20 protein-coding genes and 4 pseudogenes are annotated in these 23,588 nt (G+C 69.3%); 18 read left to right on the top strand and 6 right to left on the bottom strand.

What is annotated here, in order from left to right:
• Together x551_RS07715 and tsaE are read right to left on the bottom strand one after the other, a co-directional pair.
• Positions 1-586: AMIN domain-containing protein (locus x551_RS07715; RefSeq protein WP_036248040.1), on the bottom strand; the 586-nt coding region annotated here is incomplete at its 3' end.
• Positions 583-1,053 carry a tRNA (adenosine(37)-N6)-threonylcarbamoyltransferase complex ATPase subunit type 1 TsaE gene (gene tsaE / locus x551_RS07710; protein ID WP_036231527.1) on the bottom strand — a complete coding sequence of 157 codons (471 nt, stop codon included), beginning with the start codon at positions 1,051-1,053 and terminating at the stop codon, positions 583-585. The genes x551_RS07715 and tsaE, both read right to left, overlap by 4 nt.
• A 33-nt stretch (positions 1,054-1,086) precedes the next feature.
• On the opposite strand from tsaE, the pseudogene queG reads away from it, so the two are divergent.
• Positions 1,087-2,135: pseudogene (gene queG, locus x551_RS07705) on the top strand (tRNA epoxyqueuosine(34) reductase QueG).
• A 29-nt stretch (positions 2,136-2,164) separates the two neighbouring features.
• On the opposite strand, the gene x551_RS07700 reads toward queG, so the two are convergent.
• A complete protein-coding gene (locus x551_RS07700; RefSeq protein ID WP_011829619.1) occupies positions 2,165-3,067 on the bottom strand; it encodes an AEC family transporter in 903 nt (300 codons plus the stop codon).
• Positions 3,068-3,258: 191 nt separating this feature from the next.
• Between x551_RS07700 and x551_RS07695 the strand changes: the two are divergent.
• From x551_RS07695 to x551_RS07680, 4 genes and pseudogenes are all read left to right on the top strand, one after another.
• Positions 3,259-4,172 (top strand): annotated as a pseudogene (locus x551_RS07695) (tripartite tricarboxylate transporter substrate binding protein BugE).
• A 72-nt stretch (positions 4,173-4,244) separates the two neighbouring features.
• Complete coding sequence (gene xerD, locus x551_RS07690; RefSeq protein ID WP_011829617.1) at positions 4,245-5,174, top strand: site-specific tyrosine recombinase XerD; 930 nt, start codon at positions 4,245-4,247, stop codon at positions 5,172-5,174.
• 37 nt (positions 5,175-5,211) lie between these two features.
• A complete protein-coding gene (locus x551_RS07685) occupies positions 5,212-5,925 on the top strand; it encodes a phosphatase PAP2 family protein (RefSeq protein WP_036231530.1) in 714 nt (237 codons plus the stop codon).
• 25 nt (positions 5,926-5,950) lie between these two features.
• Entirely contained in the window at positions 5,951-6,553 is a 603-nt protein-coding gene (locus x551_RS07680) for a MarC family protein (protein ID WP_011829615.1), read from the top strand.
• A 6-nt stretch (positions 6,554-6,559) separates the two neighbouring features.
• On the opposite strand, the gene x551_RS07675 is transcribed toward x551_RS07680, so the two are convergent.
• Entirely contained in the window at positions 6,560-7,381 is an 822-nt protein-coding gene (locus x551_RS07675) for a ferritin-like domain-containing protein (RefSeq protein WP_051495657.1), read from the bottom strand.
• A 31-nt stretch (positions 7,382-7,412) separates the two neighbouring features.
• On the opposite strand from x551_RS07675, the gene x551_RS07670 reads away from it, so the two are divergent.
• The 8 genes from x551_RS07670 to x551_RS07635 all read left to right on the top strand — a co-directional run bounded on the left by x551_RS07670 (position 7,413) and on the right by x551_RS07635 (position 16,986).
• Positions 7,413-7,937 (top strand): gamma carbonic anhydrase family protein, encoded by a 525-nt coding sequence (locus x551_RS07670; RefSeq protein WP_011829610.1) that lies wholly within the window; start codon positions 7,413-7,415, stop codon positions 7,935-7,937.
• Between the two features lie 39 nt (positions 7,938-7,976).
• Positions 7,977-8,942, top strand: coding sequence for an Hsp33 family molecular chaperone HslO (locus x551_RS07665; RefSeq protein ID WP_036231531.1), 966 nt, complete (start codon positions 7,977-7,979; stop codon positions 8,940-8,942).
• Between the two features lie 256 nt (positions 8,943-9,198).
• Positions 9,199-12,057, top strand: coding sequence for a 2-oxoglutarate dehydrogenase E1 component (locus tag x551_RS07660; protein WP_011829608.1), 2,859 nt, complete (start codon positions 9,199-9,201; stop codon positions 12,055-12,057).
• 113 nt (positions 12,058-12,170) lie between these two features.
• Positions 12,171-13,451, top strand: a complete 1,281-nt coding sequence (gene odhB / locus x551_RS07655; protein ID WP_036231534.1) for a 2-oxoglutarate dehydrogenase complex dihydrolipoyllysine-residue succinyltransferase — start codon at positions 12,171-12,173, stop codon at positions 13,449-13,451.
• Between the two features lie 31 nt (positions 13,452-13,482).
• Positions 13,483-13,800, top strand: a complete 318-nt coding sequence (locus x551_RS07650) for a multidrug efflux SMR transporter (RefSeq protein ID WP_036231536.1) — start codon at positions 13,483-13,485, stop codon at positions 13,798-13,800.
• A gap of 27 nt (positions 13,801-13,827) precedes the next feature.
• Positions 13,828-15,255, top strand: coding sequence for a dihydrolipoyl dehydrogenase (gene lpdA, locus x551_RS07645; RefSeq protein WP_036231538.1), 1,428 nt, complete (start codon positions 13,828-13,830; stop codon positions 15,253-15,255).
• A gap of 19 nt (positions 15,256-15,274) precedes the next feature.
• Positions 15,275-16,372, top strand: coding sequence for a cell division protein ZapE (zapE, locus tag x551_RS07640; RefSeq protein ID WP_036248038.1), 1,098 nt, complete (start codon positions 15,275-15,277; stop codon positions 16,370-16,372).
• A 44-nt stretch (positions 16,373-16,416) separates the two neighbouring features.
• Positions 16,417-16,986 carry a hypothetical protein gene (locus x551_RS07635; RefSeq protein WP_148210927.1) on the top strand — a complete coding sequence of 190 codons (570 nt, stop codon included), beginning with the start codon at positions 16,417-16,419 and terminating at the stop codon, positions 16,984-16,986.
• A gap of 63 nt (positions 16,987-17,049) precedes the next feature.
• On the opposite strand, the gene x551_RS07630 is transcribed toward x551_RS07635, so the two are convergent.
• Positions 17,050-17,817: a protein phosphatase 2C domain-containing protein gene (locus x551_RS07630; protein ID WP_011829602.1), complete on the bottom strand. Its 768-nt coding sequence runs from the start codon at positions 17,815-17,817 to the stop codon at positions 17,050-17,052.
• Positions 17,818-17,913: 96 nt separating this feature from the next.
• On the opposite strand from x551_RS07630, the gene x551_RS07625 reads away from it, so the two are divergent.
• Together x551_RS07625 and x551_RS07620 are read left to right on the top strand one after the other, a co-directional pair.
• Positions 17,914-18,117, top strand: a complete 204-nt coding sequence (locus x551_RS07625; protein ID WP_011829601.1) for a YdcH family protein — start codon at positions 17,914-17,916, stop codon at positions 18,115-18,117.
• Positions 18,118-18,217: 100 nt separating this feature from the next.
• A pseudogene (locus x551_RS07620) lies at positions 18,218-20,199 on the top strand (ATP-dependent DNA helicase).
• 36 nt (positions 20,200-20,235) lie between these two features.
• Here the strand turns inward: x551_RS07620 and x551_RS07615 are convergent.
• Positions 20,236-21,060: an outer membrane protein assembly factor BamD gene (locus x551_RS07615; RefSeq protein ID WP_081771260.1), complete on the bottom strand. Its 825-nt coding sequence runs from the start codon at positions 21,058-21,060 to the stop codon at positions 20,236-20,238.
• Positions 21,061-21,111: 51 nt separating this feature from the next.
• Here x551_RS07615 and x551_RS07610 point away from each other — a divergent pair, with 51 nt between their 5' ends.
• The 3 genes and pseudogenes from x551_RS07610 to x551_RS07600 all read left to right on the top strand — a co-directional run.
• Positions 21,112-22,140, top strand: coding sequence for an RluA family pseudouridine synthase (locus tag x551_RS07610; RefSeq protein ID WP_231497592.1), 1,029 nt, complete (start codon positions 21,112-21,114; stop codon positions 22,138-22,140).
• A gap of 200 nt (positions 22,141-22,340) precedes the next feature.
• The gene (gene scpB, locus x551_RS07605) at positions 22,341-23,126 is read left to right on the top strand and encodes an SMC-Scp complex subunit ScpB (RefSeq protein WP_036231540.1); all 786 of its coding nucleotides are present in this window, start codon (positions 22,341-22,343) and stop codon (positions 23,124-23,126) included.
• A pseudogene (locus x551_RS07600) lies at positions 23,123-23,588 on the top strand (hypothetical protein); the annotation flags it as partial. The gene scpB and the pseudogene x551_RS07600, both read left to right, overlap by 4 nt.

Raw genomic sequence — 23,588 nt, 5'->3', positions numbered from 1 at the left:
GCGGCCCGGTGGCGCTGGCGGCGGGCTTGTTGCCGTGCCCGCCCATCTGGCCGATGAAGTCGCCCAGTGCGTCGTTCACCGCCGAGGCGGCGCGGTCCGAGGGCTCGGCGGCGGCGCGGTCGGCGTAGACCTTCTCCTGCACCAGCGCGAGCAGTGGGTCGCGCTCGGCGGTCGGGTAGAGGTCGAACACCAGCCGGTGCCGGTAGGCGGCCACCGGATCGAGCGTGAAGACCTGCGGCGCGGTGGGCTGTTTCAGGTCGATCACCAGCCGCACCACGCGCGGCTGGTTCTGGCCGACGCGCACACCGGAGATGAAGGGATCGCCGGCCTTCACCTTGCCGACCACCTCGCGCAGTTCGGGGCTGAGTTCGAGGCCTTCGACGTCGATCACCACGCGCTGCGGGTTCTCGGCCATGAAGTGCTTCGCGGCGAGCGCGGTGTCGGACTCGATGGTCACGCGGGTGTAGTCGGCTGCCGGCCACACGCGCACCGCGACGATGCTGGCACCGAAGGCCAGTTCGCGCGTGCCGAGCAGCAGCACGACCGAGCCGGCGCGTTGCAGCAGTCGGCGTCGGGAGGGTTTCATCGCAGCAGCTCCCGGCCGCGCTCGGTGTAGGCCATCAGGGTCACGGCGCGTTGGTCGCCATCCAGCGGCGCAAGTTCCACGCGCAGGTCGGGGACGGGCAGGGTCTCGCCGGCGTTCTGCGCCCACTCCACGAGCTTGAGGCCCGGGCCCGCGAAGATGTCGCGAAAGCCCGCGTCCTCCCACTCGCGCTCGTCACCGAAGCGGTAGAAGTCGAAGTGCCAGGCAGGCCCGGTGGCGAGTTCGTACGGTTCGACCACCGCATAGCTCGGGCTCTTCACGCGGCCGGTGACGCCCAGCGCGCGCAGCAGGTGGCGCGTGAAGGTGGTCTTGCCGGCGCCGAGCGGTCCCTGCAGCTCGATGAAGGCGTCGCGCAGCGCCGCATGGGCGGCCAGTGCGGACGCGCGCGCCGCGCAGGCGTCCTCGTCGGGCCAGTGTTCGTGTCGGGTTTCTAGAATCGGTGGATGCATCGAACGCAAGGCGTCCCGGACGAGCAGGCCGTGATGGCCGGGCTGCGCCGTGAGGCGCGCGAGCTCGGATTTTCACAGATCGGTGTGGCCGACGTGGACCTGCGCAGCGCAGAGCCCGGCCTGCTGGCCTGGCTGGCGCAGGGCTTCCACGGCAGCATGCACTACATGGCGCTGCACGGGCTGAAGCGGGCACGGCCCGGCGAGCTGGTGCCGGGCACGGTGCGCGTGATCACCGCGCGCATGGACTACCTGCCGGCCGCGCTGCCCGAGGCTGGCAGACGATCGAGTTCGAGCGCCTGCGCCGGCCCGAGGCAGCGACCGTGTCGCTTTATGCCCGGGGCCGCGACTACCACAAGGTGCTGCGCGCGCGGCTGCAGACACTGGCCGATCGGCTCGGTGAGCAGCTGGGCCCGTTCGGCCACCGCGTGTTCGCCGATTCGGCGCCGGTGCTGGAGGTGGAGCTGGCCTCGCGCAGCGGCATCGGCTGGCGCGGCAAGCACACGCTGGCGCTGTCGCGCGAGGCCGGGTCGATGTTCTTCCTGGGCGAGATCTACGTCGACCTGGCGCTGCCGCTCACCGAGCCGGTGGACGCGCACTGCGGCAGCTGCCGCGCCTGCATCGACGTGTGTCCCACGCAGGCGATCGTCGGCGAGCGACGGGTCGATGCGCGGCGCTGCATCTCCTACCTGACGATCGAGCACGACGGTCCGATCCCGGCCGAGCTTCGCGCACCGATGGGCAATCGCATCTACGGCTGCGACGACTGCCAGCTGGTGTGCCCCTGGAACAAATACGCCACGCGCGCCGTGCTGCCCGACTTCGACACCCGCGAGGTCTTCGATGCGCCGACGCTGCTGGGGCTGTGGGCCTGGTCCGAGGCCGAATTCCTGAAGCGGACCGAGGGCAGCGCGATCCGACGCATCGGCCCCGCGCGCTGGCGGCGCAACCTGGCGGTGGCGCTGGGCAATGCCTGGCGTGAGCAGGGCGATCCGGTGGTCGCGCAGGCGCTGCAGGCGGCGCGTGACGGTGCGAGCGAGCTGCTGCGCGAGCACATCGACTGGGCGCTGGCGCAGCGCGCCTGAGCGGCCTCGCGGCCGGTGCACGGGCGGACTCAGCCCACCGCGAGCCGCAGCGCGATCCACGCGGGCAGCGTGACCATGCCGAGCAGGGTCGACACGGTCACCAGCCCGGCTACGAAGGGCCCGTGGCCGCCCATGCGCACCGCCAGCACGTACGCGCTCGAGGCGGTGGGCATCGCAGCGAAGGCCACCAGCACCGTCAGTTCCAGCGGCGGCAATTGCCGCCACAGGCCGAAGCCGAGCGCGAAGGCCGGCAGCAGCGCATGGCGGATCGTCAGCAGCGCGGTGGCCAGTTTCGGTGCGATCGTCAGCCCGCCCAGCTGCAGGCCGGCGCCGACCGCCATCAGCCCCAGTGGCAGCGCTGCGCTGCCGATCCGCTGCAGGGTGGTGCCGACCGCATCGGGAAACTGCAACCCCAGCAGGTTTGCCACCAGTCCGCCCAAGGTGCTGAGGATCAGCGGGTTGCGCATCAGCTCGCGGCCGAGGTGGTGGCCGCCGTGGCGCGCCAGAGGCAGCACCGCGCCAGCGTTGCACAGCGGCACGCACACCGCCACCAGCACGGCCATCTGGGCCACGCCGGCCGCACCGCCCAGGCGCTCGGCCATCGCCAGCGCCACGTAGGAGTTGAAGCGGAACGCCGTCTGCGCCCCAGAAGCGTGCAGCATCGGGTCGACCCCGGGCCAGCGACCCAGCGCGTAGGCCAGCCCCATGCCCAGCACCACGGTGGCCACGCCACCGAGCGCGAGCGAGGCGGCATCGGCCGGATTCAGCGGGTTGCGAACGATGGAGGTGAACAGCAGCACCGGGAAGAGCAGGTGGTAGACCAGCTTCTCCATCGACTCCCAGATCGGGCGGTTCAGCGTGGTGTAGCGGCAGACGAGGAAGCCGACCACGATCAGCAGGAAGTCGGGCAGGAGGAGCAGGATGTCGCGCATGTCGGAACCGGGGCAGGGGCTCCTAGGGTAACGGTTGACCCTGTGAGGGGTTTCCACAATCGGCGATGGCAAACCTCGGGGGCACAGTCGACCGCATTGCCCAATTCTTCCAGGAGCACTCAATGGTTTCGAGTTCGCGTCGCATCGTGGTGGCCGCCTGCGGGGTGCTGGCGGCCCTCGCCCCGGTCACGATGGTGTTCGCCCAGGCCTACCCGAGCAAGCCGGTGCGGCTGATCGTGCCGTTCGCGCCGGGCGGCACCACCGACATCGTGGCCCGTGTCGTGGCCGAGAAGATGAACGGCCCGCTCGGACAGACCGTGGTGGTCGAGAACAAGGCCGGCGGCGGCGGGATCATCGGTGCCAACGAGATCACCAAGGCGGCACCGGACGGCTACACGATCGGCATGGCCACGGTGTCCACCACGGCGTCCAACCCGGCCATCAACCCGAAGACGCCGTACAACCCGCTGACCGACTTCACGTCGATCATCAACATCGCGGCGACACCGAACGTCATCGCGGTGCACCCCAGCTTTCCCGCCCGCGACTACAAGGCTTCCTCGCCGAGCTGAAGAAGAGCCCGGGCAAGTACAGCTTCGCGAGCTCCGGCACCGGCGGTATCGGCCACCTGCAGATGGAGCTGTACAAGAGCCTGTCGGGCACCTTCGTGACGCACATCCCGTACCGCGGCGCCGGCCCGGCGCTCAACGACACGGTGGCGGGCCAGGTGCCGATGATCTTCGACAACCTGCCGTCGGCGCTGCCCTTCATCAAGGACGGCCGGCTGATCGCGATCGTGGTGGCCGCGCCCGAGCGCCTGGCGGTGCTGCCGAACGTGCCGACCTTCAAGGAGGTGGGGCTGGAGCCGGTGAACCGGATGGCCTACTACGGCTTCCATGGCCCGAAGGGCATGCCCCGGGATGTGGTCGACAAGATCGCCGCCGCGACCAAGAAGACGCTCGAGGACCCGTCGGTGCGCAAGCGCATCGAGGACACCGGTTCGCTGATCGTGGCGAACACGCCGGAGCAGTTCACCGCCCAGACGCAGGCCGAGTTCGAGGTCTACAAGAAGGTGGTCGAGCAGCAGAAGTTGAAACTCGACTGAAGCCCACCCCTGGCTCGTGCTGTCCAGCGGCTCCAACGGGGGTGAGCCAGCTTTAGGCACACTGCGTGCCTGATGTCAGCCGAGCCACACGACGAACTGCCCCCGCTGCCCGCCGACAGTGCGGTCGCGATCGACGCCTTTCTCGAGGCGCTGTGGGTCGAGGACGGGCTGTCGGACAACACCCTGGCCGCCTACCGGCGCGACCTGACGCTGTATGCGCGCTGGCTGGTCCACGCCAGCGGCAAGCCGCTCGACGGCAGCGGCGAGGCCGACCTGCGCGCCTACGCGCTGGAGCGGCACGCCGGCACGCGTGCGACCAGCGCGAACCGTCGGCTCACCGTCTTCCGGCGCTATTTCCGCTGGGCGCTGCGCGAGCATCGGCTGAGCGCCGATCCGACCCTGAAGCTGCTGGCCGCGAAGCAGCCGCTGCGGGTGCCCAAGACGCTGAGCGAGGCGCAGGTGGAGGCGTTGCTGGAGGCGCCGGACGTCGACACGCCGCTCGGCCTGCGCGACCGGGCGATGCTGGAGATCCTGTACGCCAGCGGCCTGCGCGTCAGCGAGCTGGTCACGCTGAAGAGCGTGAACGTGGGCTACTCGGAGGCGGCCCTGCGCGTCACCGGCAAGGGCAGCAAGGAGCGGCTGGTGCCGTTCGGCGAGGAGGCGCACGGCTGGCTGATGCGCTACCTGGCGGAGGCGCGCGCGGCCATCCTGGGCGGCCAGGCGAGCGACGCGCTGTTCGTCACCGCACGCGGCGGCCCGATGACGCGGCAGGCGTTCTGGCAGCTGATCAAGCGGCATGCGGGCGCCGCCGGCATCCAGGTGCCACTGTCGCCGCACACGCTGCGGCATGCGTTCGCCACGCACCTGCTCAACCACGGCGCCGACCTGCGTGCGGTGCAGATGCTGCTGGGCCATGCCGACATCTCCACCACGACCATCTACACGCACGTGGCGCGCGAGCGGCTCAAGCAGTTGCACTCACAGCATCACCCGCGCGGCTGAACACGGGCCGCAGGAGCGGCCGACTACCATCGGGGCCTTGAAGCACCGCCTCCTGCCTCCCGTCGGCTGGCTGCACGAACTGCGCCGGCGCACCCGCGTGCTGAGCCTGGTGAAGATGACGGGCACCACGCTCGGCATCACGCTGTTCTTCGTGGCCTACTTCTGGGTGATGCGCCACACGCCGCAGGCGATCACGACGATGCCGCTGATCGCGATGGACGACTGGGTGGACTTCCAGCCCGCCGCGCTGCCGCTGTATGCGTCGCTGTGGTTCTATGTGTCGATCGCCCCGGCGCTGCTGGACGACGCGTGCGAGGTGCGCACCTATGCGCTGTCGGCGCTGCTGCTGAGCCTGGTCGGGCTGGCGATCTTCTGGTTCTGGCCGAGCAAGGTGCCCGAGTTCGACATCGACTGGGCCCGCCACGAGGCGGTGGCCTTCCTGAAATCGGCCGACGTGGCAGGCAACGCCTGCCCGTCGCTGCACGCGGCGTTCGCGGTGTACACCGCGGTGTGGTTCGAGCGCGTGTTCCGTCAGACCTCGGCCGGCCTGGTGATGCGCGGCCTGAACGCGCTCTGGTGCATGGGCATCCTGTACGCCACGCTGGCGATCCGGCAGCACGTGGCGCTGGACGTGCTGGCCGGCAGCGCGCTGGGCGGGCTGGTGGGCTGGCTGAGCCTGCTTTCGCTGGCGCCCCGTCCGCTCGTCCACCCTGCGGCGGGCGCCCCGGCGCCGCGCACGGGCGAGACCTGAGGTGCCGGCCTGGGACAATCGGGCCATGGATCACAGCTTCGTCTCCGCCTTCGTCCTGCTGCTGCTGGTGCTCGACCCCTTCGGCAGCCTGCCGATCTTCATCTCGGTGCTGAAGGGCGTGCCGCCCGAGCGGCGCACCCGCGTGGCGGTGCGAGAGGTGCTGATCGCCTTCTGCGTGCTGCTGGCCTTCATGTTCGCGGGGCAGGGCTTCCTGAACCTGATGCACCTGTCGGAGCGCTCGCTCGAGGTGGCCGGCGGCGTGATCCTGCTGATCATCGCGATCCGCATGATCTTCACGTCGGGCTCGCAGATCTACGCGTCCGACGGGGGCGCGCGCGAGCCCTTCATCTTCCCGCTCGCGGTGCCGCTGCTGGCCGGGCCGTCGGCGATGGCCACGGTGCTGCTGCTGGCCTCGCGGCAGCCGCAGCAGCTGATGCAGTGGGTCGGCGCGGTCAGCGCGGCGATGCTGGTGTGCGGCGCGGTGATGCTGGCGGCCGACCGCATCCGCAAGCTGCTCGGACACTCGATGGTGTCGGCGATCGAGAAGCTGATGGGCCTGGTGCTGACCGCGGTGGCGGTGGAGATGATCCTCGCGGGGTTGAAGCGCTACTTCTTTGACAGCCTTTGAGCTGCCTCATCCGCTCAGGTAGGCCAGCTCCTCGGCGCTGAAGCCCGCCGCTGTGCGGGCCGCCAGGTTGAAGGGCGGACGCGGGCGCGGCGCCTCGTAGCGCGCCGCGAGTTCGGGGTAGAGCGCCACCGGATCCAGGCCCTCGCGCTCGCACAGCCAGCGGTACCAGTGGTTGCCGATCGCGACGTGGCCGATCTCGTCGCGCAGGATGATCCCGAGGATCTCGACCGCGCGCGCATCGCCGGCTGCGGCGAACTTGCGCTGCAGCGGCGGGGTGGCGTCGAGCCCGCGGGCCTCCAGCGTGCGCGGCACCAGCGCCATGCGGGCGATGGGATCGTGGGCGGTGCGCTCGGTCATGATCCACAGGCCGTCGTGGGCGGGGAAGTCGCCGTACTCGTGGCCCAGGCTCAGCAGGTGCTCGCGCAGCAGCGTGAAGTGCAGGGCCTCCTCGCCGGCGACCTGCAGCCAGTCGAGGTAGTAGGCGGCCGGCAGGCCCGGAAAGCGCCAGAGGGCGTCGAGCGCGAGGTTGATCGCGTTGAACTCGATGTGGGCGATGGCGTGCAGCAGCGAGGCCCGGCCCTCGGGACTGGCCATCGAACGTTGCGGCACGCGCAGCGCCGGCAGCAGCAGGGGCCGTGCGGGCCGGCCGGGCAGCGGGCCTGCAGGCTGAAGCATGGCCGTGGTGTCGAGCGCGAGCGCATCGCGCCGGGCCAGCAGTGCGCGCGCCGCAGAAGCCTTGGCCAGTGGATCGCGTTCCTGCAGCAGCGTCAGCGCTTGGCTTCGCAGTTCAAGGGCTTGCTCGCCGGCGCAGGGCAGGTCGGGATGCATCCGTAAAATTATCGCTTTGCCGGAGTTGCCCATGGCCCTGTACCAGCTCGATGATCGCGTGCCGCAGGTGCACGCGACGGCCTATGTGGCCGAGAGCGCCGAGCTGATCGGCAGCGTGGAGATCGGCGAAGGCGCCAGCGTGTGGTCGCAGGTCACGATGCGCGGCGACAACGAGCCCATCGTCATCGGTCGCCACTCCAACGTGCAGGAAGGCAGCGTGCTGCACACCGACCCGGGCTGTCCGCTGGTGGTGGGCGAGGGCGTCACCGTGGGGCACCAGGCGATGCTGCACGGCTGCACCGTCGGCGACGGCGCCCTGATCGGCATCCAGGCGGTGGTGCTCAACCGCGCGAAGATCGGCCGCAACTGCCTCGTCGGTGCCGGCGCGCTGGTCACCGAAGGCAAGGAGTTCGAGGACGGCATGCTGATCCTCGGCAGCCCTGCCAAGGCGGTGCGGCCGCTGAGCGAGGAGGACATCGCGCGCATGCGGCGCGGCACCCAGACCTATGTGGAGCGCGGGCAGCGCTTCAAGGCCACGTTGAAGCGCGTGGGTTGAGCCCCATATGCAGCCGGATCCATCGGGCGAGGGGCAGTCATGAGCGAACTCCATAAATTCATCTTCGAGGGCCTGCCGGTGCGCGGCATGCTGGTGCGTTTGACCGGCGCGTGGACTGAACTGCTGGCACGCCGCGGGGCAGAGCGGGCGCATCCGGCGCCGGTGCGCACGCTGCTGGGCGAGATGGCGGCCGCCGGTGTGCTGATGCAGGCCAGCATCAGGTTCAACGGCGCACTGGTGCTGCAGATTTCGGGCGACGGGCCGGTGAAGCTGGCGGTGGCCGAGGTGCAGCCCGACCTGGCGTTTCGGGCCACGGCCACGGTGGTCGGCGAGGTGCCGGCCGGCGCGCGGCTGGAGGCGCTGGTCAACGTGGGCGGGCGCGGCCATTGCGCGATCACGCTGGACCCCAAGGACCGCTTCCCGGGCCAGCAGCCCTACCAGGGCGTGGTGCCGCTGCACGGCGACCGGCGCGAGCCCCTGCAGCAGCTGTCGGAGGTGCTGGAGCACTACATGCTGCAGTCGGAGCAGCTCGACACCAAGCTCGTGCTGGCGGCGAACGACGACGTGGCCGCCGGCCTGCTGATCCAGCGCCTGCCGGTCGAGGGCGAAGGCAACCTCGGCGCGCGGAACGAGGACGAGATCGGCCTCAACGAGGCCTACAACCGCATCGCCCACCTCAGTGCGACGCTGACGCGCGAGGAGTTGCTGACGCTGGACGCCGACACCCTGCTGCGGCGGCTGTTCTGGGAGGAGACCGTGCGCCGCTTCGAGCCGCTGGCCGGCGTGCACGGGCCGCGCTTCGCCTGCAGCTGCTCGCGGGAGCGCGTGGCGCGCATGCTGCGCGGCCTGGGGCGCGAGGAGTTCGACGGCCTGATCGCCGAGCGCGGGCTGGCCGAGGTGGGCTGCGAGTTCTGTGGCGCCCAGTACCACTTCGATGCGGTCGACGGCGGGGAGGTCTTCACGGCGCCGCGCGACCAGCCGCCGGCGTCGCGTGCCGTTCAGTAGCCAGTAGCGAGGGCCGTCCGCACGATCGTGAAACGCCGATGAACGGCCGGATTCCGGCCTGTTCTGGTGCCGGTTCCCGGGACAGCGCCCCGCCGCGGTGCTACAGTGCACCTCGAAATTTGGTCCTTCCCGTCCCCTTTTCTGGTTCTGTTGAACAAGCAAAGGCGGGTCGCAATCCGCCAACCGGTCCAGCCGTGTCGCGGAAGGTTTTTCAACCAGCCAACGTCCTGGATACCAGGGTGAAAGGTGAGCGAAGATGATGCAGCAGTACCGGTCGAACTCGTACCTGTTCGGGGGCAACGCGCCCTACGTCGAGGAACTGTACGAGTCCTATCTCGACAACCCGGGCTCGGTCCCCGAGAAATGGCGCGCCTACTTCGACGCGCTCCAGCACGTACCGGCCACCGACGGCTCCGAATCCCGCGACGTGGCGCATGCGCCGGTCGTCGAATCCTTCGCGCAGCGCGCCAAGGCCAACGCTTTCGCCGTCAAGGCCAGCGCCGCCGAACTGGCGGTCGCGCGCAAGCAAGTGCACGTGCAGTCGCTGATCGCCGCCTACCGCACGCTGGGCGCCCGCTGGGCCGACCTCGATCCGCTCAAGCGCACCGAGCGCCCCAAGATTCCCGAGCTGGAGCCGGCGTTCTACGACCTGAGCGAGTCCGACATGGACATCACGTTCAGCGCCACGAACACCTACTTCACCACCGCCGAACAGCAGACGCTGCGCGAGATCCTGCAGGCGCTGCGCGAGACCTACTGCGGCTCCATCGGCGCCGAGTTCATGCACATCACCGAGCCGGTCGAGAAGCGCTGGTGGCAGCAGCGGCTCGAAAGCGTGCGGGCCAAGCCGAGCTTCTCCGCGGCGCAGAAGACCCACATCCTCGATCGGCTGACCGCCTCCGAGGGCCTGGAGCGCTATCTGCACACCAAGTACGTCGGCCAGAAGCGCTTCTCGCTCGAGGGCGGCGAGAGCTTCATCGCCTCGATGGACGAGGTGGTGCAGCGTGGCGGCGAGCGCGGCGTCCAGGAGATCGTGATCGGCATGGCCCACCGCGGCCGCCTCAACGTGCTGGTCAACACGCTGGGCAAGATGCCCAAGGACCTGTTCGCCGAGTTCGACCACACCGCCAAGGAAGAACTGCCCGCGGGTGATGTGAAGTACCACCAGGGCTTCTCCAGCGACGTGACCACGCCCGGCGGGCCGGTCCACCTGAGCCTGTCGTTCAACCCCTCGCACCTGGAGATCGTGAACCCGGTGGTGGAAGGTTCGGTCAAGGCGCGACTCGACCGACGCGGCGACAAGGAAGGCGACACGGTGCTGCCGGTGCTGGTGCACGGCGACGCGGCCTTCGCCGGGCAGGGCGTGGTGATGGAGACGCTGGCGCTGGCGCAGACGCGTGGCTACTACACCGGCGGCACGGTGCACCTGGTCATCAACAACCAGATCGGCTTCACCACCAGCGATCCGCGCGACTCGCGTTCCACGCTGTACTGCACCGACGTGGTCAAGATGATCGAGGCGCCGGTGCTGCACGTGAACGGCGACGATCCCGAGGCCGTGGTGCTGTGCACCCAGCTCGCGCTCGACTACCGGCAGGAGTTCAACAAGGATGTCGTCGTCGACATCATCTGCTTCCGCAAGCTGGGTCACAACGAGCAGGACACGCCGTCGCTGACCCAGCCGCTGATGTACAAGAAGATCGCGGCCCATCCCGGCACGCGCAAGCTGTACGCCGACAAGCTGGTGGCACAGGGCACGCTGAAGCCCGACGAGCCCGACGCGATGGTGAAGGCCTTCCGTGCCGCGATGGACGCCGGCAAGCACACGGTCGACCCGGTGCTGACCAACTACAAGAGCAAGTACGCGGTCGACTGGACGCCCTACCTGAACCGCAAGTGGACCGACGCGGCCGACACCGCGCTGCCGCTGGCCGAGATCAAGCGTCTGGCCGAGCGCATCACGACCATCCCGAAGGGCTTCAAGGTCCATCCGCTGGTCGAGAAGGTGCTCGCCGACCGTGCGGCGATGGGCCGCGGCGAGATCAACGTCGACTGGGGCATGGGCGAGCACCTCGCCTACGCCTCGCTGGTGGCGAGCGGTTATCCGGTGCGTCTGTCCGGCGAGGACTGCGGCCGCGGCACCTTCACCCACCGCCATGCGGTGCTGCACGACCAGAACCGCGAGAAGTGGGACGAGGGTACCTGGACGCCGCTGCAGCACGTGGCCGATGGCCAGGCGCCGTTCGTCGTGATCGACTCCATCCTGTCGGAGGAGGCGGTGCTCGGCTTCGAGTACGGCTACGCCTCGGCCGACCCGACCACGCTGACGATCTGGGAAGCGCAGTTCGGCGACTTCGTCAACGGCGCGCAGGTCGTGATCGACCAGTTCATCGCCTCCGGCGAGGTGAAGTGGGGCCGCGCGAACGGCCTCACGCTGCTGCTGCCGCACGGCTACGAAGGTCAGGGACCGGAGCACAGCTCGGCGCGCCTCGAGCGCTTCATGCAGCTGGCGGCGGACAACAACATGCAGGTCTGCCAGCCGACCTCGGCCAGCCAGATCTTCCATCTGCTGCGTCGCCAGCAGGTGCGCATGTTCCGCAAGCCGCTGGTGGTGATGACGCCGAAGTCGCTGCTGCGCAACAAGGACGCGGCGTCGCCGCTGTCGGAGTTCACCCGCGGCGAATTCCGCACGGTGATCCCCGAGCAGAACGCCGACATCGACGCGGCCAAGGTCAAGCGCGTGATCGCGTGCTCGGGCAAGGTTTACTACGACCTGGTGAAGCGTCGCGACGAGAAGAAAAGCACCGACGTGGTGATCCTGCGCGTGGAGCAGCTCTATCCCTTCCCGCACAAGGCCTTCGCGACCGAACTGAAGAAGTACCCGAACGCGACCGACGTGGTGTGGTGTCAGGACGAGCCTCAGAACCAGGGCGCGTGGTTCTTCGTGCAGCACTACGTGCACGAGAACATGCTGGAGGGGCAGAAGCTCGGCTACGCCGGCCGACCGGCCTCGGCCTCGCCGGCCGTCGGCTACGCGCACCTGCACCAGGAGCAGCTCAAGGCCCTGCTGGACCAGGCCTACGGCAAGCTCAAGGGATTCGTCCTGTCCAAGTGACGTCATCGCGGACGCGTGCGCGGCCATGAACCGCGGCCTTCGACCGGCTTCTGCGCCGGTCGGAGCTGCCGGATCCGCGCGATGCGTCATCCAAACAACGAAGAAAGCATTCCATGGCCATCATTGAAGTCAAAGTCCCCCAGCTGAGCGAGTCCGTTGCCGAAGCGACGCTGCTGCAGTGGAAGAAGAAGCCCGGCGAAGCCGTGGCGATCGACGAGATCCTGATCGAGATCGAGACCGACAAAGTCGTGCTCGAGGTGCCGGCACCGGCCGCCGGCGTGCTGGCGCAACTGGTCAAGAACGACGGCGAGAGCTGCGTCAGCGACGAGGTGATCGCGAAGATCGATACCGAGGGCAAGGAAGCGGTCAGCCCGCTCGAGGTCAAGCCGGTGCCCGACGTCAAGCCGGCGCCCGGCGCCGCGTCCGGTCCGGCCGGCGCGAAGGGCGACGTGGCGATGCCCGCGGCCGCGAAGCTGCTGGCCGAGAACCAGCTGGGTGCGGGCCAGGTGGCCGGTAGCGGCAAGGATGGTCGCGTGACCAAGGGCGACGTGCAGACGGCGCTGCAGGCCGGCGTCAAGGCCGCGGCGCCCGCCGTCGCTGCCCCGGCAGCGGCTGTCGTCTCGGTGCCGGTCGCGCCATCCGTCGCCAAGGCGCTGCCCGCCGTCACAGTGCCGGCCGCGTTGAACCTCGGCGACCGTCCCGAGCAGCGCGTGCCGATGTCGCGCCTGCGGGCCCGCGTGGCCGAGCGGCTGCTGCAGTCGCAGGCCACCAACGCCATCCTGACCACCTTCAACGAGGTCAACATGGCCCCGGTGGTGGAGATGCGCAAGCGCTTCCAGGAGAAGTTCGAGAAGGAACACGGCGTCAAGATCGGCTTCATGAGCTTCTTCGTGAAGGCCGCGGTCGCGGCGCTCAAGCGCTACCCGGTCATCAACGCCAGCGTGGACGGCAACGACATCGTCTACCACGGCTACTTCGACATCGGCATCGCGGTGGGCTCGCCGCGCGGCCTGGTGGTGCCGATCCTGCGCAACGCCGACCAGATGAGCTTCGCCGACATCGAGAAGAAGATCGCCGAATTCGGCCAGAAGGCCCGCGACGGCAAGCTGTCGCTCGAGGACCTGACCGGTGGCACCTTCTCCATCTCCAACGGTGGCACCTTCGGCTCGATGCTGAGCACGCCCATCATCAATCCGCCGCAGAGCGCCATCCTGGGCGTGCATGCGACGAAGGACCGGGCGGTGGTCGAGAACGGCCAGATCGTGATCCGGCCGATGAACTACCTGGCGATGTCGTACGACCATCGCATCATCGACGGCCGCGAGGCGGTTCTGGGCCTGGTGGCGATGAAGGAAGCGCTGGAAGACCCGGCGCGCCTGCTGTTCGATATCTGATCGTCTCGAGACCGGTTCCCGACTGACGAGCATGGCCTGGATCTACCTCGCGCTGGCGGGCCTGTTCGAGATCGGGTGGCCGGTCGGTTTCAAGCTGTCGCAGCAACCGGCCTACAAGGTCTGGGGCATTGCCGCTGCCGTGCTGTCGATGGGGCTGTCGGGTTGGCTGCTGTGGCTGGCCCAGCGCGAGATCCCCATCGGCACGGCCTACGCGGCCTGGACCGGCATCGGCGGCGCAGGCACCTTCCTGATCGGGGTGCTGTTCTTCGGCGACTCGGCGTCGCTGGCGCGGTACCTCGGCGTGGCACTGATCGTCGGTGGCGTCATCACACTCAAGCTCGCCCACTGAACGCGGCGAGCCTTTCGGAGCATTCTCATGAGCAAGACTTTCGATGTCGTCGTGATCGGCGGCGGCCCGGGCGGCTACATCGCGGCCATCCGTGCGGCGCAGCTGGGTTTCAACACCGCCTGCATCGACGAGTGGAAGAACGACAAGGGCGGTCCGGCACCGGGCGGTACCTGCACGAACGTCGGCTGCATCCCGTCGAAGGCGCTGCTGCAGTCGAGCGAGCACTTCGAACACGCCGGCCATGCGTTCGCCGACCACGGCATCGGACTGAAGGACCTGAGCATCGACGTCGCGAAGATGCTGGGGCGCAAGGACACCGTCGTGAAGCAGAACAACGACGGCATCCTCTATCTGTTCAAGAAGAACAAGGTCGCCTTCTTCCACGGCCGCGGCTCGTTCGTGAAGGCCGGTGACGGTGGCTACGAGATCAAGGTCAGCGGCGCCACCGAGGACACGCTGATCGGCAAGGACATCATCATCGCCACCGGTTCGAGTGCGCGCGCGCTGCCGGGTGCACCGTTCGACGAGGAGAGCATCCTCAGCAACGACGGAGCGCTGCGCATCCCGTCGGTGCCGGCGAAGCTGGGCGTGATCGGCTCGGGCGTGATCGGCCTCGAGATGGGCTCGGTGTGGCGCCGCCTGGGCGCCGAGGTGACGGTGCTGGAAGCGCTGCCGACCTTCCTGGGCGCGGTCGACGAACAGATCGCCAAGGAAGCCCAGAAGGCCTTCATGAGGCAGCGCCTGAAGATCGAGCTGGGCGTGAAGATCAGCGAAGTCAAGAAGGACAAGAAGGGCGTCAGCGTCAGTTACACCAGCGCCAAGGGCGATGCCAAGACGTTGGAGGTCGACAAGCTGATCGTGTCGATCGGCCGCGTGCCCAACACCACCGGCCTGAACGCCGAAGCGGTGGGGCTGAAGCTCGACGAGCGCGGCGCGATCGTGGTCGACGACGACTGCCGCACCAACTTGCCGAAGGTGTGGGCCATCGGCGACGTGGTGCGCGGCCCGATGCTCGCCCACAAGGCGGAAGAAGAGGGTGTGGCGGTCGCGGAGCGCATTGCCGGCCAGCATGGACACGTCAACTTCAACACCATCCCCTGGGTCATCTACACCAGCCCGGAGATCGCCTGGGTCGGCCAGACCGAGCAGCAGCTCAAGGCGGCCGGCCGCGCCTACAAGGCCGGAACCTTCCCGTTCCTGGCCAATGGCCGTGCGCGTGCGCTCGGCGACACGACCGGCATGGTGAAGTTCCTGGCGGACGCTGCGACCGACGAGATCCTCGGCGTGCACATCGTCGGGCCGATGGCCAGCGAACTGATCGCCGAGGCGGTGGTGGCGATGGAGTTCAAGGCCAGTGCCGAGGACATTGCCCGCATCTGCCACGCGCATCCGTCGCTGTCGGAAGCGACCAAGGAGGCCGCCCTGGCCGTGGACAAGCGCACGCTGAACTTCTGAACGGCGCGGGCCGACAGCCATGACGGTCCGCCAACTGTTCGGTGAGACGCTTTCCGAGCGCGGCTACCGGGCCGACGACGCGCAGTTGCGTGCGCTCGACGCGCTGGAGCGCTGCGAGAACGAGTGGATCGACTACAAGGCACGCCGCAGCAATGCGGTGAGCAAGCTGCTGCGCCGGCCGCCGATTCCGCGCGGCGTCTACATGTACGGTGGCGTCGGGCGCGGCAAGAGCTTCCTGATGGACTGCTTCTTCCAGTCGGTGCCGCTGGTGCGCAAGACGCGGCTGCACTTCCACGAGTTCATGCGCGAGGTGCATCGCGAACTGCAGGAGCTCAAGGGCACGGCCGACCCGCTGGACGAACTGGGCAGCCGGATCGCGCGGCGTTTCCGGTTGATCTGCTTCGACGAATTCCACGTCGCCGACGTGACCGACGCGATGATCCTGCACCGCCTGCTGGCGGCACTGTTCGCCAACCGCGTCAGCATCGTCACGACGTCCAACTTCCGCCCCGACGCGCTCTATCCCAACGGCCTGCATCGCGACCGGATCCTGCCGGCGATCGAACTGCTCAAGGACAGGCTGGAGGTGATCAATGTCGACGCCGGGGTCGACTACCGCCAGCGCACGCTGGAGGGGGTGGCGCTCTACCACACACCGCTCGGACCGGAGGCCGACGGAGCGCTGACCGAGACCTTCGAGCGCCTCGCCGAGGCCAAGGACGAGGATCCGGTGCTGAACATCGAGCAGCGGACGATCCGTGCGCGTCGGCGCGCCGGGGGGGTGGTGTGGTTCGACTTCAAGACCCTGTGCGGCGGCCCGCGCTCGCAGAACGACTACCTCGAACTGGCCTCGCAGTTCCATACCGTGCTGCTGTCCGACGTGCCCGAGATGCCGCCCCGGCTGGCGTCCGAGGCGCGGCGCTTCACGTGGCTGGTCGACGTGCTCTACGATCGGCGCGTGAAACTCGTGATATCCGCCGCCGCGCCGCCCGAACAGCTCTACACCGACGGGCCGCTGGCCCATGAATTTCCGCGCACCGTGTCTCGCTTGACCGAGATGCAGTCGGCCGAGTTTCTGGCGCTGTCGCGGCGAGATGTCGATACGAGCTTGACGTGATGAGAGCACAGCTCGCCGGCTGCCTGATCTCCTGCGCCGTCGCCGTGGCGACGTTTGGCGCGGCATTCCCTTCGCGGGGCGCGACAGGGGATTCGGACAAGGCACAGCGAGAGCGCCTGTCCGCCGAGCGTCGGCAAGTCGAGCGCGATTTTGCGGAGCAGGAGCGCGAATGCTCGCAGCGTTTTCTCGTGACGGCTTGCGTCGACACTGCCAAGACGCAGCGCCGAGACGCGCTGAAGCGCCTGAGCACTCGCGAGGCGGCACTTGACGACGCGGAGCGGACGCGGCGGGCTGCGGCCCGTCAGCAGCGCATCGACGCGAAGCAGGCGCGCCAGGCGCGTGACCGCGAGGAGCGCGCATCGGCGCCGCTGATCCCCTTCGAACCCGCCAGCGCGGCGATCCGTACGCCGACGCGCGCGGCAACGCATACGCCTGCGCCCGCGCGGCCTCTCGACACCGCCCAGCGGCGCGCCGACGAGCAGCGCTCGCGCACTGAATACGAGAACCGGCAGAGCCAAGTCAAGGCGCGTCAGGAGGCAGCGGCGCAGAGGGCCGCATCGCGCAAGCCGCCCGCTGCACCGCTGCCGCCGGTCGAGAGTGCGTCGGCACCCTGAGTGACAGCGGGGCTGCGTCCGCCTGCAACTTGGCAGCGCCGTTCAACCGCCGAGGGAGCCCTTTCAGCCCAGCGCTTCGACGCGCACCAGCGCCAGCGACAGGTTGTCGCCACCCCCGCGGGCCCGATGCCGGGCCTTGCCGACCAGCATCTCGCTGGCCTCGCGCGGTGACAGCGTGTGCACGATCGCACCAAGCTCGCGCGGCGTGAAGTAGTGCCACAAGCCGTCGCTGCAGGCCAACAGCGTGTCGCCGATTTCCAGCGACGGGATGTGGCTCAGCGTCAGCGGCGGGTCCTGCTGCGTGCCGAGGCAGCCGGTCAGCAGGTTCGATTGCGGGTGCGTGTTCGCCTCATCCTCGGTGATCTGGCCTTCATCGACCAGGCGCTGCACGAACGAGTGGTCCACGGTGCGGCTGACCAGCTCTGCGCCGCGGAAGTGGTAGACGCGCGAGTCGCCGGCATGGATCACGTCGCAGGCGCGTGTGGCGCTGATCAGGAAAGCCGCCAGCGTACTGTGCGGTTCTTCCTCGGCGGTGATCGCCGTGAGCTTGATCATCAGGTGCGACTCGAGCACGAGCTGCTTCAGCGTCTCGGCGGGTGTGTCGCGGGTCGGCGTGTAGCGCTCGAACAGTTGCTGGGCGGTGAGCAGCACCTGGTCGGCGGCCTTGCGCCCGCCGCTCTTGCCGCCCATGCCATCGGCGACGACGGCCAGTACGCAGCCCGGCACCCGTGGGTGCGGCAGCACGCCGACCTGATCCTGCTGGTACGCGCGATCGCCGCGGTGCAGGCCGGTGGCGGCGGCAAGTCGATAACCTGGGGGCGCAGTACTCATCCGAAAACTATAATCTTCATTGCCATGCGAACCAATGGCAGGCTTGCATCGGCATCAAGGCCTGTTGACATCCAGATTGCGGCGGTGCAACCCCCGATGGACGACAACCTGCATTCACCGCAACGCCGGCTCATCGAATTGCGCATCGAGCACGGCGACCTCGACAGCCTGATCGACCAGGCGTCCGTCGAGCGGCCCCTCGACGAACTGACGCTGCGGCGTCTCAAGAAGCGCCGCCTGGCCTTGCGGGACCAGATCGCCACACTGGAAATGCGCCTCAGCCCGCCCGAGCCGGCATGAGGTCGATGCACGGCCGCCCGAAGGCGGGCGACATCCCCGCGGGGGATCGGGAGCGGCCGGCGGCCGTGAGCGCGGGGCGCTCATGAGCCCGGCCAACGGCATGCGCAGCGAACTGCAGAAGGCGGTGAGTGCGGCATTCGCGTTCGGCGGTCCGCTGCAGCGGGCTGATGCGCAGTACCGCGAGCGCGGCGCCCAGTTGGAGCTCGCCGCAGCCGTGGCCGATGCGATCGATGCGCGCGAGGTGCTGGTGGCCGAGGCCGGCACAGGCGTCGGCAAGACGTTCGCCTACCTGGTCCCTGCGCTGCTGGCCGGGCATCGCACGCTGATCAGCACCGCGACCAAGAGCCTGCAGGACCAGCTTTTCCTGCGCGATCTGCCGCGGCTGCGCGAGGTGCTGGCCCTGCCGGTCAGCGTGGCCTTGCTGAAGGGACGCGGCAGCTACCTGTGCCTGCAGCGGCTGGTGCTGGCCCGGGAGACGACGGCGCTGCCCGACCGCTATGCGGCGCGCACGCTGGCGAAGATCGAGCAGTGGGCGCAGCGCACCGTGAGCGGCGACCTGGCCGAGCTCGAAGGCCTGGACGAGCGCTCGTCGGTGATCCCGCTGGTGACCTCGACGCGCGAGAACTGCCTCGGCAGCGAATGCCCGGAATACCGCGGCTGCCACGTGATGAAGGCCCGCCGCGAGGCGATGGCGGCCGACCTGGTGGTGGTCAACCACCACCTCTTCTTCGCCGACCTGTCGCTGCGCGACACCGGCATGGCAGAGCTGCTGCCTTCCGTGGACGTGGCGGTGTTCGACGAAGCGCATCAGCTTGCCGAGGCGGGCGTGGCCTTCCTCGGCAGCACGCTGGGCAGCGCCCAGGTGGTCGATTTCGCGCGCGACATGCTGGCCGTCGGGCTGGCGCAGGCGCGCGGCCTGCAGCTTGGCAGGACCTGGCGGCAAGATGCGACCGCGCGGCGCGCGATCTGCGCCTCGCGGCCAACGGGCCCCTTCGCGAGGTGCGCGGCAGCCTCAAGCTGCGCTGGGGCGATCGCGCCGACCGGGCCGACTTCATCGAGACACTCGCCGCGCTGGGGCAGGCCTGCCGGAGTGCGGCCGACGCGCTCGACGTCGTGGCGGAGATGTCACCCGATCTGGCCAAGCTCGCGGAGCGGGCGTCGACGCTGGCCGCCCGCGCCGCCGGCTTCGGGCTCGAGGCCGAGCCGGGGCGCGTGCGCTGGATCGACCTCACACCGCAGGGGCTGCGGCTGGTGGAATCACCGCTCGACGTGCGCGACGCGATGCGCGAGCAGATCGCGGCGGCGCCCAAGGCCTGGATCTTCACGTCGGCCACGCTCGGAGCCGACGAGCGGCTCACCTGGTTCACCGAGCAGGCCGGGTTGGAGACGGCGCGCACGCTGCGCGTCGACAGCCCCTTCGACTACCCGATGCACGCGCGGCTCTACGTCCCCACGCGTTTCCCGAAGCCGAACGAGCCGGGCCACACGGCGGCGGTTGCACGCCTGGCGGCGGCCTGCGCGCGGGCCGCGGGGGGGCGCACCTTCGTGCTGACGACGACCCTGCGTGCGCTGTCCGGCGTGGGCGAGGCGCTGCAGTCCGACTTCGAGGGCGATGCGGAGCCGATCACCGTGCTGATGCAGGGCAGCGTGCCCAAGCGCCAGCTGCTGCAGCGCTTCCTCGACACGCCGCGCGCGGTGCTGGTCGGTTCGCAGAGCTTCTGGGAAGGCATCGACGTGCCCGGCGAGGCACTGCAGTGCGTGATCATCGACAAGCTGCCGTTCCCGCCGCCGAACGATCCGCTGGTCGAGGCGCGCGTGAAGCGGCTCGAGAGCGAGGGGCGCAACCCCTTCAACGACTACTTCGTGGCCGAGGCTGCGGTCTCGCTGAAACAGGGTGCCGGCCGGCTGATCCGCAGCGAGAGCGATCGCGGTCTGCTGGTCGTGTGCGACCCCCGCATGGGCACGATGGGCTATGGACAGCGCATGAGGGCCGCTTTGCCGCCGATGCAGGTGCTGCGCGAGGAAGCGCAGGCGCTGGCGTGGTTGGCCGAGATATCGAAGGCGGCGTCGGCCTGGGCTTGAGGCGGCGGGATCAGCGCCGTGGGCCCGGCCGCCTGATCACCAGATCTGCCACCAGGGCTTGTCGGCCGTCTCGAAGCCGTCCTTCACATAGCGCGATTCCGGAAAGTTGGTCTGCAGCACACGCTGGGCATCGTCGCGCAGTTCGGTCAGGCCGAGCTTGTCGTAGCTGATGCCCAGGATGTAGAGCGCCTCCTCGGTCGCAGGAGCGCGCTGGAATTCCTGCACGGCCTGCTGGGCGCGGTTGGCCGCGGCCACGTAGGCGCCGCGGCGGTAGTAGTAGCGCGCCACGTGGACCTCGTAGGTGGCCAGCGTGTTGACGATGTAGTTCATGCGCAGCTGCGCATCCGGCGTGTACTTGGAATTGGGGAACTGCAGCGTGAGCTGGCGAAAGCTCTGGTAGGCGTCGCGCGCGGCCTGCTGGTCGCGTTCGGAGAGATCCTGGCGTGCCAGCCCGCCGAGCAGGCCGAGGTTCTCGTTGAAGTTGATCAGGCCCTGCAGGTAATAGGCATAGTCGATCGCCGGGCTGCTGGGATGCAGCTTGATGAAGCGTTCGATCGTCGACAGCGCCTGAGCTTTTTCGTTCGTCTTGTAGTACGCGTAGGCGAGGTCGATCTGCGTCTGCTGCGCCTGCTGGGTGCCGGCGGTGCGCGCCTCGAGCTTCTCGTACAGCTTGGAGGCGCGCTCCCAGTTGCCGTTGGCGGCTTCGTCGCGCGCCTCTTCGTACAATTTGTCGGTGCTCTTGCCGGCAAACTCGTCCTTCGGGCCGCCGGCACATCCGATCAGTCCGATGCTGGCGGCCGCCAGCACCACGGCCAGGGTCGCGCGCCATCCGGCGGCAGAGCTCATACGCATCGCGGTCATCACCAGCAGGCGGCGCCGGGGCGGCCGCAGTTGAAGGAACAGCAAAATTATATGGGTGCTCCCTTGCGCCAGACCGTGGCCACCGAGCCGGCCGAGGCCGACGAGCCCGCCGAACTGCTGGCAGGCGATGCCGAGCAACGCCAGGCGCGGGTCGATGCCGACGCGCACGGCGAGCGCCTCGATCGCTGGCTCGCGACGCTGGCGGGCGAGTTCTCCCGCAACCACCTGCAGACGCTGATCGAGGGCGGGCAGGTCCGCATCGACGGGCAGACCGTCACCGCCCGTGCACGGCGCGTCAGCGCGGGGCAGCAGATCGAGATCACGCTGCTGCCCACGCCGGAGAGCCAGGCCTTCCGGCCCGAGCCGGTGGCGCTGTCGGTGGTGTTCGAGGACGCCCATCTGCTGGTCATCGACAAGCCGGCCGGCCTGGTGGTGCACCCGGCGCCCGGCAATTGGTCGGGCACCGTGCTCAACGGCCTGCTGGCGCATCACGCCGGCGCGGCGGCGCTGCCGCGGGCCGGCATCGTGCACCGGCTCGACAAGGACACCAGCGGCCTGATGGTGGTGGCCAAGACGCTGCCGGCCATGACGTCACTGGTGCGCGCGATCGCCGCGCGGGAGGTGCATCGCGAGTACCTGGCCCTGGTGCACGGTGTGCTGCGCCAGGCGGTCTTCAGCATCGACGCGCCGATCGGTCGCGATCCGGTGTCGCGCATCAAGATGGCCGTGCTGGCGGGCGGCCGGACGGCGCGCACCGATGTCGAGTTGATCGCGGTGCGCGACGCCGTCAGCGCGGTGCGCTGCACGCTCCACACCGGCCGCACGCACCAGATCCGGGTGCACATGGCCTCGCGAGGACATGCCCTGCTGGCCGACGCGCTGTACGGTGGCCGTCCCGGACTCGGCCTGACGCGACAGGCGCTGCATGCGCACCGGCTGGGCTTCGTCCATCCGGCGAGCCTGCAGCCGATCGAGTTCAGCGCCGTCCCGCCCGACGACCTGCGCGCGGCCTGGCAGCAGATCGTGGGCGGGTCGCACGCGCCCGGCCACGATACAGATACAATCGGCGCGCAGGGCTGATGCAGCCCTTGCCGGTGGCCGAAGGCGGCTCGACCGGCTCCGACCACCGCAGGTCCCCCCCGAGTTCAGCCACACCCCGGCTCCGGCCGGCCTCTGCGGCCGAGACACTCGCCGCACCTGCAGTGCAGACAGCACACGGAAGGCACCCCGGTTCCCTTGCACGCCGGCTCCCCAGTCGGCCAAGACGACAGACGGATTCGATGAACACACAGGATGCAAAGCGCGTCCTCGAGACGGCGCTCATCTGCGCGCAGCAGCCGCTGCCGCTGCGCGAGTTGCGCACGCTGTTCGATGACCAACTCGGCCCCGACACCCTGCGCATCCTGCTCGACGAGCTGGCGCGCGACTGGGAGGACCGTGGCGTCGAGCTCGTGGCGGTGGCCAATGGCTGGCGTTTCCAGAGCCGTCCGGAGCTGCGCGAGTACCTCGATCGCCTGCACCCCGAGAAGCCGCCGCGCTACACCCGCGCGACGCTCGAGACGCTGGCAATCATTGCCTACCGCCAGCCCGTGACGCGTGGCGACATCGAGGACATCCGCGGCGTCACCGTCAACAGCCAGTTGCTCAAGCAGCTCGAGGACCGCGGCTGGATCGAGGCGATCGGCCACCGCGAAACGCCGGGGCGGCCGGCGCTGTTCGCGACGACGCGGCAGTTCCTCGACGACCTCGGCCTCGCCACGCTCGAGCAGTTGCCCGCCCTCGACGGCGCGCCAGCGGTGACGATGCTCGTCGACGCCTTGCCGGGCCAGGTATCGCTGCTCGATGCCCCCGCCGATGCGGCCTTGCCGGGGGAGGACGATCCCGGGCTCCCGCAGCCGGGCCTCGATGCCATTTCGCCGGAGCCGCTCGAGGCTTCGGACGAAGCGGCCGCGGACGACGACGAGGCTGTCGACGCAGCCATCCCCATGGCTGCATCGGAGGCTCTCTCCTCGACCGCAGAACTTCCCACGCCGCCGGCCGACGCCGGCACGGAAACCCAGACATGAATTCGAACGACACTCCGCCCAGCGATACGCAGCCCGATGCCACGCCGCCCACCGGCGACGACAGCGCCGCTGCAGCGCCGGTCAAGCGACGCACGCGCAAGGCGGCGACGCCAGCGGCCGAGAGCACGGCAGCCGTGGAGGTGACGGCGGCCGTCGAAGCCGATGCGGACACAGCGGCACCGAAGACCCCGCGGCGGCGCAAGCCCAAGGCCGATGTGGCTGTCGCGGAGTCGTCCGAAGCCGTCGCGTCGCCCGTGGCGGCTGATGCGCCGGCGGCGGCCGAAGCCCGACCGGCCCCGATCGAGCGACCTGTACCGGTCTCAGCGCCGGCTGCCGCGGAAGCGGCCGAAGGAACAGCCGCCGACAACGAACCGACCGAAGCGGCCGGATCCGGCGAATCGGGGGCGGCGGCCGGCGACGAATCGGGCGAGCGCAGCCGTCGTGGCCGCAACCGGCGCCGAG

The sequence above is a fragment of the Methylibium sp. T29 genome (assembly GCF_000576205.1).
Classification (GTDB): Bacteria; Pseudomonadota; Gammaproteobacteria; order Burkholderiales; family Burkholderiaceae_C; genus Methylibium; species Methylibium petroleiphilum.
The sequence above is the reverse complement of the archived record's forward strand: the minus strand, read 5'-3'. Positions and strand labels throughout refer to the sequence as shown.

Bases quoted from the DNA above. Each gene is read 5' to 3' on its own strand.
- x551_RS07700 (WP_011829619.1), bottom strand. From the start codon at position 3,067: ATGCGCGACATCCTGCTCCTCCTGCCCGACTTCCTGCTGATCGTGGTC.
- odhB (WP_036231534.1), top strand. From the start codon at position 12,171: ATGGCCATCATTGAAGTCAAAGTCCCCCAGCTGAGCGAGTCCGTTGCC.
- x551_RS07630 (WP_011829602.1), bottom strand. From the start codon at position 17,817: ATGAGTACTGCGCCCCCAGGTTATCGACTTGCCGCCGCCACCGGCCTG.
- tsaE (WP_036231527.1), bottom strand. From the start codon at position 1,053: ATGCATCCACCGATTCTAGAAACCCGACACGAACACTGGCCCGACGAG.
- x551_RS07680 (WP_011829615.1), top strand. From the start codon at position 5,951: ATGGATCACAGCTTCGTCTCCGCCTTCGTCCTGCTGCTGCTGGTGCTC.
- xerD (WP_011829617.1), top strand. From the start codon at position 4,245: ATGTCAGCCGAGCCACACGACGAACTGCCCCCGCTGCCCGCCGACAGT.
- zapE (WP_036248038.1), top strand. From the start codon at position 15,275: ATGACGGTCCGCCAACTGTTCGGTGAGACGCTTTCCGAGCGCGGCTAC.
- x551_RS07615 (WP_081771260.1), bottom strand. From the start codon at position 21,060: ATGACCGCGATGCGTATGAGCTCTGCCGCCGGATGGCGCGCGACCCTG.
- x551_RS07675 (WP_051495657.1), bottom strand. From the start codon at position 7,381: ATGCATCCCGACCTGCCCTGCGCCGGCGAGCAAGCCCTTGAACTGCGA.
- scpB (WP_036231540.1), top strand. From the start codon at position 22,341: ATGAACACACAGGATGCAAAGCGCGTCCTCGAGACGGCGCTCATCTGC.
- x551_RS07625 (WP_011829601.1), top strand. From the start codon at position 17,914: ATGGACGACAACCTGCATTCACCGCAACGCCGGCTCATCGAATTGCGC.
- x551_RS07665 (WP_036231531.1), top strand. From the start codon at position 7,977: ATGAGCGAACTCCATAAATTCATCTTCGAGGGCCTGCCGGTGCGCGGC.
- x551_RS07670 (WP_011829610.1), top strand. From the start codon at position 7,413: ATGGCCCTGTACCAGCTCGATGATCGCGTGCCGCAGGTGCACGCGACG.
- x551_RS07660 (WP_011829608.1), top strand. From the start codon at position 9,199: ATGATGCAGCAGTACCGGTCGAACTCGTACCTGTTCGGGGGCAACGCG.
- lpdA (WP_036231538.1), top strand. From the start codon at position 13,828: ATGAGCAAGACTTTCGATGTCGTCGTGATCGGCGGCGGCCCGGGCGGC.
- x551_RS07650 (WP_036231536.1), top strand. From the start codon at position 13,483: ATGGCCTGGATCTACCTCGCGCTGGCGGGCCTGTTCGAGATCGGGTGG.
- x551_RS07610 (WP_231497592.1), top strand. From the start codon at position 21,112: ATGGGTGCTCCCTTGCGCCAGACCGTGGCCACCGAGCCGGCCGAGGCC.